A 9,194-nucleotide genomic window follows, 5' to 3' on the forward strand; every position below is an offset into this window, starting at 1 on the left:
GCACGAAGGACTTGAGACCCGCGCTGAACTGCTTCAGTTTCGTCTTCGACAGTCCTGCCGCGAATGGATCGACCGTGTTGTCCAGACCCCGGTAATCGAGGGTGATGTCCACGTCTTCGGAAAAGCGGTCAATGGCGCGGTAGACCTTGGACAGCGAGGTGCCGCCCTTGAACGCCATCGGCAGCCGTCCTGCGCGGGTGAACAGCGCCTGCAGCACCCAGCACACCCAGACATCCTTTTCCAGCACCACGGGCGCCCGGCCGAGCTGGGGTGCAAGCGCCCGGTAGATTTCCGAACGCTCCTGGGGCTTGAGCTGGAGGAAGGTTTCAGCCATGGGACTGCTGCTGGTGGCGGAAAACGGCGTCGCTCATCCAGGCCGGCATGGTGCGGGTCGCGGCGGTCAGCGCCTCGAACTCGGCCGAGGGCAACTGGCACCGGATCTTCTCGATCAGTGCGGGGGTCACCGCCTTCTGACCGAGGTACCACATCGCCGCCAGCGCCATCCCGGCGGGGCGACCGGCCAGCGCGAGCTTGCGTTGGCTCACATGCTGCAGGCGGATTTCCAGGGTGCCGACACGGATGCGCCGGGACGGCCCCGAGGTGGAGAACACGGGTTGCGTGGGCACCTGGGTGGTCAGTTGGAGCCGGCGGGCGGCCTCGGCGCCGTGCATCTGCAGGGTGGCGCCGGTGGTTCGGGCGAGGGTCTCGGCGACCGCCATCGGGTCGGGCATGACCTGGCCGACAAAGCGGCTCATCTCCGGGCGGACGAAGACACCGCGGGCGACCCGCGTGATGACACCAGACTTCACCAGCCGCGAGAGCGTCTGATCGACGGTCGCACGGGTGCCACACGCCAGCAGCGCGGCGGGCGTGAACGGCTCACCGAGCGGCAGGCGCTCGATGTGCTGGCGGATTTGCGCGGCGGTGGTGAGGGGTGCTGTCATGTCAGAAAATATAGATGATTTTCTGACAATTTGCTTCAAGAGTACGATTGCGACCACCGGGATTGCCACATCAAGCCCGATCTGGTGCTGATCTACCGGAAGCCGGAACCGTCCGTGCTGCAACTGGTGCGGCTGGGTTCGCACAGCGAATGGGGGCTTTGAACGCCCGAGGCATGTGCTGACAAAAGGAACTGGAACATGGGCAAGCTGACTGAAGCGGAGCTGCTGGCGCGGGATGCCCAGCGGGACATCGGGGCCGAGTTGCTGGCATCGGTGCGTGAACTCAAGGCAGGGCGCTGGGCGCGCAAGACCACCTTCGAGGCGCGGCCGGATGGGCAGGTGCGGTGCTGTGTCGTGCGGGCTGACGGCACGGTGGAGAAGGACGAATGGCTGACGGGCGCCCGCTGGGAGCTGATGGCCGCGCGTGCGGGGTCGGGGCTGTCCCAGGCCGAGTTTGCGCAGGCGCTCGGGGTGTCGAAGCGGACGCTGGAGAACTGGGAGCAGGGCCGGGTCGAACCGACGGGCGCGGCGCGGCGGCTGCTGCGGCTGGCGGCGTGTTTTCCGGACACGGTGACGCGGCTGGCGGGATTGCCGGGCTGAGTTCGGCGCACAGATCGTCCGACGGCCCGCCAGACCCGCGGGCTATGATGAGAACGGTTTGCATCCGCTGCCCAACCAAGAGCCAAGTCGAGGTGAGTTGAACCATGAAGATTGATGCGTCCGAGCGCGTGGTCTACGCCCACAACCCGCTGGCGGAAGTGGTGTGTCAAGTGCAGTTCGATGCCTTGCCGGCGTTGACGCAAGCCGAGGTTGCCGCCTTGCAGGCCAGGTTTTCGACCGACATGGGGCATTCGGTTTACCAAGTGGAAGAACTCACCCAGGTTGAGTATCAAGTCACCTTCGACGGCACTGCACCGGCCTTTTCGCAGCAGGCACTTCCGGCCAATAAAATCCACCACTTCCTGTCCGCTGATGGATTCTGGCGTGTGTCATTTTGTGCAACGTTCATGGCGCTGACCTGCCTGAAGTATTCAAAATGGGAAGAGTTCAGGCCGGTGTTCTTCAACGCCATCGATTGTTTCGGTGATGTATTGAAGACAGCGCGTGTGAGCCGGGTGGGGTTGCGCTACAAGGACGTGATCGAGCGCGAGCCGCTGGGGCTGGCGGGGGTGGCGTGGCATGAGCTGATCAAGCCGTTCATGCTGGGTCCGTTGAATCCCGATGCCTTGGCAGACAAGCAGACGCTCACCGAAAACGATATTGGAAGCCTTGTCTCGCAGTATGTTCTTCACTTGGAAAGCTGCAAGCTGCTGCTGCAGAGTTCGCTGCTGATGTCCTTGGATGGACAGCGCAAGGCATTTCTCATCGACATGGACTTCTTCAATGACCATGCGCCTGCGTTGGAACAGACTATAACAAACCGCGCTTCACTGATCGACCAGCTTAATATTCTGCATGGCCATGCTGGCGATCTTTTCAGGCGCTGTATTAAGGAGAAACTGCATGATGCTTTGCGACCTGCCGCCTGAGATTCAGGCCATCTGCATTGTGCAGAACACTACTGGGTCAGGTTTTGCATCCGGGAAGAACATCGTTTCTCGGGGGACTCAGGCATCGTATCCGCCGAGCACGATTTCTTTTGGTAGTTTCTACCAAGGCAGTCTCTCCCGTGCAGCCGCATGGGTTCAAAGCGAGCCGGTCATGGTCGCTTGGCGCAAGCATGTCTGCGACGTGGCCGCTTCAGTGGATGTCGATGCGCTGACCGAAACGGCAGAAGCGGTTCTGGATGCGATCCAGGCACATGGTCCGGCACTTTTCAATCTACAGGGATTGCAAGCCGTCGCCGTCAACGGTGAGCATTTGGCCACTGTTTTGCGCACGTCGTTCACATGGCGCGATCAGGTTCCCGGTTGGCACGAGGCTTTGCGCGTGGCCGAAGTTGCTTTGGCGCAAGCGGGCGTTGATCCTGAAGATGCACTTTTTGGTCTGATTTGATTTTTTATTTAATCTGATCCGATTCTGGCAGCAGTAGGCCGTATGACCTTTGAGAATCTGCGTTCGATTCAATTCAGCAAAGACCAGATCGTGATTGCGGTGACGCACAGCCCGTTGCGTGCGGGGCACCTAGAGTTGTGCAACAAAGCCCCTGCAGTGTTGTCCAGGCAATTGGTGGCGACGATCCGGGTGGCGGCCAAGCTGGGGCCGCGGATCAGTTACGGACTCAATTTCCTGGCTTCGCGTGGGTCGTTCAATGCATCAGGCGACTACACGCCGCCAGAGGGCAGTGACGGTCTGACGTGCGCGTCTTTTGTTCTGGAAGTGCTGCGCAGCAAGGCGGTGGACCTCGTTCGATCCGAGACTTGGCGTGAGAGTCAGGAGAATATCGAATGGGCCGAGTCGGTTTGCGATCAATTGCCTCCGATTCATGCGGCGGCGGTGCGCTGCAATATCAATGGCTTGCGGCTGCGGCCTTATGAACTGGCGGGCGCTTCGCAGATTTCTTATAAACAGTGGCCGGTCAGTTTCGATCAGGTTCAGGAACCGGCGCGGCAGGTCGAGCGGGTGCTGAATTCTGTTTGTCCGCCACAAGACCATTGAATTGTTTCTGAATGAGCTTTCCGACATACGAGCACTACAAGGATTCCGGGGTCGAGTGGCTGGGCGAGGTGCCGGCGCATTGGGAAGTGATCCGCCTTGTCAATCTGTTTCAGCAAATGGCAGAAGAAGGCGCTGACGATCTGCCAATTCTTTCGGTGTCGATCCATTCCGGTGTTTCCGACAAGGAAATGAACGAAGAGGAAATGGACCGGAAAGTTACCCGCAGCGATGACCGCGCAAAATACAAGCGTGTCATGCCGGGGGATCTCGTTTACAACATGATGCGGGCATGGCAAGGCGGCTTTGGCGCGGTAACGATTGCCGGAATGGTCAGCCCTGCGTATGTGGTTGCACGGCCGACTAGAAGTTTTATCACCGAGTTTATCGAGCAGCAATTGCGGACGCCAAACGCTGTCGAAGAGATGCGGCGGCATTCTCAAGGGGTGACCGATTTTCGACTTCGGCTGTATTGGGATGAATTCAAGACACTTCAGGTGGTACTGCCGCCGATTGAAGATCAGCGCCGGATCATGGGCGAGTTGAACGGCGAGACATCGAAAATCGACGCCCTCATCACCGAACAACGCACCCTGATCGACCTCCTCAAGGAAAAGCGTCAGGCGGTCATCTCCCATGCCGTGACGAAGGGGCTGGATGCGGGGGTGGCGATGAAGGATTCGGGGGTGGAGTGGCTGGGGGAGGTGCCGGCGCATTGGGATGTGCGTCCTGTGAAGTCAATTGCCAGTATTGGAAATGGTGCGACGCCAAACAGAGATCGACCAGATTACTGGAGTGACGGAAACTATCCTTGGCTAAGCAGCACAGTTGTGAATCAAGACATTGTGACTGAGGCGACTGAATTTGTTACACAAGTCGCGCTGGATGAATGCCATCTGCCAAAAATAATGCCGCCTGCCATTTTGGTGGGAATCACCGGGCAAGGCAAAACACGAGGAATGGTTGCGATACTTGGATTCGAGGCAACCATCAATCAGCATATTGCTTGCGTAAAGCCAATCGACGAAGCCTGTGTGGGTTTTGTTCGCCGATATTTTGACATGGCATACGAAAGAATGCGATTTGAGAGTGATGGGGCGGGAAGTACAAAAGGCGCCATTACCTGCGAGCAGATTGCAAATATGAAAATGCCGCTGCCACCCATTGCAGAGCAAAAAAATATCGGCGATTATATTGACAGAGAAATGAATGCAATCGACGCGCTCACCGCCGAAGCACAAACCACCATCGCCTTGCTGCAAGAGCGCCGCAGCGCGCTGATTTCCGCCGCGGTCACCGGCAAGATCGACGTGCGCCAAGCGGCATAAAAACAGACGTTCAGGGGGAACTACACATGACCGGACTCCACACCGAGATCCACTTCGAGCACGAGATCTGCGAGCAACTGGCCGCCCGCGGCTGGCTGCACGACCCGACCGACGCCCGCCGCTATGACCGCGCCACCGCCCTGTTCCCCGACGACCTCGCCGCCTGGGTGCAGACCACCCAGCCCGACGCCTGGGACCGCTTGCTCGCCCGCCACGGCGAAGCGCGGGCGCCGAAGGTGCTGGCCGAGGCGGTGCGCAAGGCGCTGGATGTCCACGGCGTGCTCCATGTGCTGCGCGAGGGCGTGGGCTTCGTCGGCCACAAGCGCCCGGTCAGCCTCTGCCAGTTCCGCCCCGCGCTCGCCATGAACGCCGAACTCCAGGCCCGCCACGCCGCCAACCGCCTGCGCGTCGTGCGCCAGGTCGTCTACTCGGCGCACCACGCGAACGAGATCGACCTCGTGCTGTTCCTCAACGGCCTCCCCCTGGCGACCATCGAACTCAAGAGCCACTTCACCCAGACGCTCGCCGACGCCATCACCCAGTACCAGCGCGACCGCCTGCCCACCGTCCCCGGCCAGAACCTGCCCGAGCCGCTGCTGGCCTTCCCCGGCGGCGCCCTGGTCCACTTCGCCGTCACCCAGGCCGAAGCCGCCATGACCACCCGGCTGGCCGGCGCCGACACCGTGTTCCTGCCCTTCAACCAGGGCCGCGACGGCGGCGCCGGCAACCCCGCCAACCCGCACGGCCACGCCACCGCCTACCTCTGGGAACAGGTCTGGACCCGCGAATCGTGGCTCGACCTCATCGGCCGCTACCTCGTCGCGGAGCACAACGACAAGGGCCGGCTCCACCGCTGGATCTTCCCGCGCTACCACCAGCTCGACGCCACGCGCCGCCTCGTGCAGGCCGTGCGCGCCGACGGGCCGGGCCGCAAGTACCTCGTCCAGCACTCGGCCGGCTCCGGCAAGACCAACTCCATCGCCTGGACCGCGCACTTCCTGGCCGACCTGCACGACGACCACCCCGGCCCTGGCGGCGGCCACGCCAAGGTCTTCCACAGCGTCCTCGTCATCTCCGACCGCACGGTGCTCGACACCCAGTTGCGCGAGGCCCTGACCCGCTTCGAGCGCACCAAGGGCGTCGTCGCCGAAATCACCGGCGCCCACAGCAGCAGCAAGAGCCGCGAACTCGCCGACGCGCTCGCCGCCGGCAAGAAGATCATCGTCTGCACGCTCCAGACCTTCCCGCACGCGCTGGCCCAGGTGCGCGAACTCGCCGCGACCGAGGGCAAACGCTTCGCCGTCATCGCCGACGAGGCCCACTCCTCGCAGAGCAACGACACCGCCGCCCGGCTCAAGCTGGTGCTGAGCGCGGCGGAGCTGGCCGAGCTGGACGATGGCGGCGAGGTCGATGCCGAAGACCTGCTCGCCGCCCAGATGAGCGCCAAGGCGGGCGGCGACGCGGCGGCCGGCATCACCTGGGTCGCCTTCACCGCGACACCCAAGGACAAGACGCTCCAGCTCTTCGGCACCCGCCCGGACCCGACCCGCGACGCCGCGGCCGACAACCTGCCCGCGCCCTTCCACGTCTACCCGATGCGCCAGGCGATCGAGGAAGGCTTCATCCTCGACGTGCTGAAGCACTACACCTCGTACCAGATGGCCTTCCAGCTCGCCCACGGCGACGGCAACGGGCCGGGCGACGGCACCGTGATCGACAGCGCCGAGGTGGACCGCAGCGAGGCGATGAAGGGGATCATGGGCTGGGTGCGGCTGCACGGCTACAACATCGCGCAGCGGGTGCAGGTGGTGGTGGAGCACTACCGCCGCCATGTGCAGCACCTGCTGGGGGGCCGGGCCAAGGCGATGGTCGTCACCGGCAGCCGCCGGGAGGCCGTGCGCTGGCAACTGGCGATGCGCCGCTACATCGCCGAACACGGCTACGCGCTCGACGCGCTGGTGGCCTTCTCCGGCGAGATCGACGACCCGGAATCCGGCCCCGACCCCTTCACCGAAACCAGCCCCGCGCTGAACCCGCGCCTGCACGGCCGCGACATCCGCACCGCCTTCCAGGGCGCCGATGTCCACCTGCTGCTGGTGGCGAACAAGTTCCAGACCGGGTTCGACGAGCCGCTGCTGTCGGCCATGTACGTGGACAAGCGGCTCGGCGGCGTGCAGGCGGTGCAGACGCTCTCGCGGCTCAACCGCTGCCACCCCGGCAAGGACACGACCTACGTGGTGGACTTCGTGAACGAGCCGGCGGAGATCCTCGCGGCGTTCCAGCGTTACCACGCCACCGCCGAGCTGGCCGACGTGACCGACCCGACCCTCGTCTTCACGCTGCGCGCCAAGCTGGACGCGCAGGGGCTGTACGGCGCGGACGAGGTGGAGCGGGTCGTGGCCGTGGCGCTGAAGGGCGAGGCGGCGCGGCAGTCCGAACTGAGCGCCGTGCTGACCCCGGTGGCGAACCGGCTGCTGGCGCGCTACGCCGAGGCCAAGCGCACCTTCGACCACGCCGACCCCAGCAGCCCCGCCCGCCAGCCCGCCCGTGACCGCATGGACGCGCTCATCCTGTTCAAGCGCGACCTGGGCGCCTACCTGCGGCTCTATGGCTTCCTGTCGCAGGTCTTCGACTACGGCGACACGGCGATCGAGAAGCGGGCGATCTTCTTCAAGCTGCTGGTGCCGTTGCTGGACTTCGGCCGCGAGCGCGAGGGCGTGGACCTGTCGGCGCTGCGCCTGACCGCCTACACGCTCAAGGATCTGGGCCAGCAGCGCCTGAACCTGGGCGAAGGCGACCGCCCCAAGATCGAGCCGACCCGCGAGGCTGGCGGCGGGCAGGTGCAGGACAAGGACAAGGTGCTGCTCGACGCGCTGATCGCCAAGGTGAACGCGCTGTTCACGGGCGAGCTGTCGCCGGGCGACAAGCTGGTCTACGTCAACGAGGCGATCCGCGGCAAGCTGCTGGAACACCCGGACCTCGTGCTCCAGGCGCGCAACAACACCGAGGCCCAGTTCGCCAGCTCGCCCGACCTGCACGAGCGGTTGATCGACGCGGTGATCGAGGTGCGCTCGCGCTTCGGGGCGATGAGCGACCAGGCGCTGGGCAGCGAGGAGACGCAGCGGGCGATGCTGGCGTTCCTGCTGGGGCCGGGGCGGTTGTGGGAGACGTTGCGGGCGCGGGCGGGGTGAGTGGCTGCGCCGGGGTTACTCGGCCGCGTCTGCGAGAAAGCCGCGCTCCGCCGCGATCGTCGCCTCGTGGTCCATCAGCTCGGCGAACAGCGCCGGCGGGATCGTGATGGCGCCGACGCCGAGCGCGAGCAGATCGAGGTACGCCTGCCGGCTGCGGATGCTCGCCACCAGCAGCCGCATCGGCGCGCCGCTGGCCACCACCAGCGCCTGCATCTGGCGGATCAGCGCGAGGCCGTCCACACCGGCATCGTTCAGCCGCCCCAGGTAGGGCGCGGCATAGGCGGCCCCGAGCTGAGCAGCAAAGTGCGCCTGCTCCAGCGCATAGACCGCCGTGTAGGTGACGGGGACGCCTCGGGCGGTGAGGGTGGCGCCTGCGGTCAGGCCGGCGCGGGTGGCCGGGATCTTCACGACAAGCTGGCCCGCATCGAAATGCCGCAGCAGCGTGTCGGCGTCGGCGAGCATCCCGTCCACGTCCGGCGAGCGGACCTGCGCCTGCACCTGCCGTGCCCCCAGCCGCAACACCGTGTCCAGCAGCCCCGGCAGTGCCTCCCAGGTGACACCGGCCCGCTTGAGCAGCGTCGGGTTGGTCGTCACGCCCCACACCACCGGGTGCGGCAGGCAGGTGCGCAGCGCCGTCAGGTCGGCGCTGTCGAGGTAAAGGTGGAAGCGTGCGGTCATCCCGCCATGGTAGCGGCGGGCGGGTGTTCTTACTTGCGCAGCAGCCGCTTGCGCCGGATCACGTCGATCCACACCGCGATGATCACCACCGCGCCGATGGCCATCATCTGCTTGAACTGCGAGACCTCCAGCAGGTTCATGCCGTTGCGGATCATGCCGATCAGGATGGCGCCCAGCAGGCTGCCCCACAGGCTGCCGCGCCCGCCGAACAGCGAGGTGCCGCCCAGGATCACGGCGGCGATCGCGTCCAGCTCGAACATCTGCGCCATCTTGCCGCTCGACGAGTCCATGCGGCCCATCAGCACGATCGCCGCCAGCGCACACGACAGCCCCGACACGAGGTAGACGCCCAGCTTGTACCAGCGGATGTTGATGCCGACCTGGCGCGCGCCCATCTCGTTGGAGCCGATGGCGTAGACGTAGCGGCCGAGCTTGGTGCTCGACAGGATGAAGCCCAT

The 9,194-nt window shown here is 64.4% G+C and carries 10 protein-coding genes and 1 pseudogene; 7 read left to right on the plus strand and 4 right to left on the minus strand.

Annotated elements, in window-relative coordinates; translation table 11 throughout:
• Positions 1–334: nucleotidyl transferase AbiEii/AbiGii toxin family protein (locus QZW52_RS17115; RefSeq protein WP_294000933.1), on the minus strand; the 334-nt coding region annotated here is incomplete at its 3' end.
• Entirely contained in the window at positions 327–944 is a 618-nt protein-coding gene (locus tag QZW52_RS17120; RefSeq protein ID WP_294000934.1) for a DUF6088 family protein, read from the minus strand. The genes QZW52_RS17115 and QZW52_RS17120, both read right to left, overlap by 8 nt.
• A gap of 18 nt (positions 945–962) precedes the next feature.
• On the opposite strand from QZW52_RS17120, the pseudogene QZW52_RS17125 reads away from it, so the two are divergent.
• From QZW52_RS17125 to QZW52_RS17155, 7 genes and pseudogenes are all read left to right on the plus strand, one after another.
• Positions 963–1,106: pseudogene (locus tag QZW52_RS17125) on the plus strand (type II toxin-antitoxin system mRNA interferase toxin, RelE/StbE family); the annotation flags it as partial.
• A gap of 36 nt (positions 1,107–1,142) precedes the next feature.
• Complete coding sequence (locus tag QZW52_RS19260; RefSeq protein ID WP_363226960.1) at positions 1,143–1,544, plus strand: helix-turn-helix domain-containing protein; 402 nt, start codon at positions 1,143–1,145, stop codon at positions 1,542–1,544.
• 104 nt (positions 1,545–1,648) lie between these two features.
• Positions 1,649–2,473 carry a TIGR04255 family protein gene (locus tag QZW52_RS17135; protein ID WP_294000936.1) on the plus strand — a complete coding sequence of 275 codons (825 nt, stop codon included), beginning with the start codon at positions 1,649–1,651 and terminating at the stop codon, positions 2,471–2,473.
• Positions 2,451–2,939, plus strand: coding sequence for a hypothetical protein (locus QZW52_RS17140; RefSeq protein WP_294000938.1), 489 nt, complete (start codon positions 2,451–2,453; stop codon positions 2,937–2,939). Before QZW52_RS17135 ends, QZW52_RS17140 begins: the two co-directional genes overlap by 23 nt.
• 42 nt (positions 2,940–2,981) lie before the next feature.
• On the plus strand, positions 2,982–3,542 hold the full coding sequence (locus QZW52_RS17145; RefSeq protein ID WP_294000940.1) for a hypothetical protein: 561 nt from the start codon (positions 2,982–2,984) through the stop codon (positions 3,540–3,542).
• Between the two features lie 11 nt (positions 3,543–3,553).
• The gene (locus QZW52_RS17150; RefSeq protein ID WP_294000942.1) at positions 3,554–4,867 is read left to right on the plus strand and encodes a restriction endonuclease subunit S; all 1,314 of its coding nucleotides are present in this window, start codon (positions 3,554–3,556) and stop codon (positions 4,865–4,867) included.
• A gap of 26 nt (positions 4,868–4,893) precedes the next feature.
• Complete coding sequence (locus QZW52_RS17155; protein ID WP_294000944.1) at positions 4,894–8,058, plus strand: type I restriction endonuclease subunit R; 3,165 nt, start codon at positions 4,894–4,896, stop codon at positions 8,056–8,058.
• 15 nt (positions 8,059–8,073) lie between these two features.
• On the opposite strand, the gene QZW52_RS17160 is transcribed toward QZW52_RS17155, so the two are convergent.
• Complete coding sequence (locus tag QZW52_RS17160) at positions 8,074–8,736, minus strand: transaldolase family protein (RefSeq protein ID WP_294000946.1); 663 nt, start codon at positions 8,734–8,736, stop codon at positions 8,074–8,076.
• Between the two features lie 29 nt (positions 8,737–8,765).
• Positions 8,766–9,194, minus strand: a 429-nt coding sequence (locus tag QZW52_RS17165) for an ABC transporter permease (RefSeq protein ID WP_294000948.1), incomplete at its 5' end; no start/stop codon positions are given.

Source organism: Sphaerotilus sp. (genome assembly GCF_013299175.1).
In the GTDB taxonomy this organism is placed as follows: Bacteria; Pseudomonadota; Gammaproteobacteria; order Burkholderiales; family Burkholderiaceae_C; genus Sphaerotilus.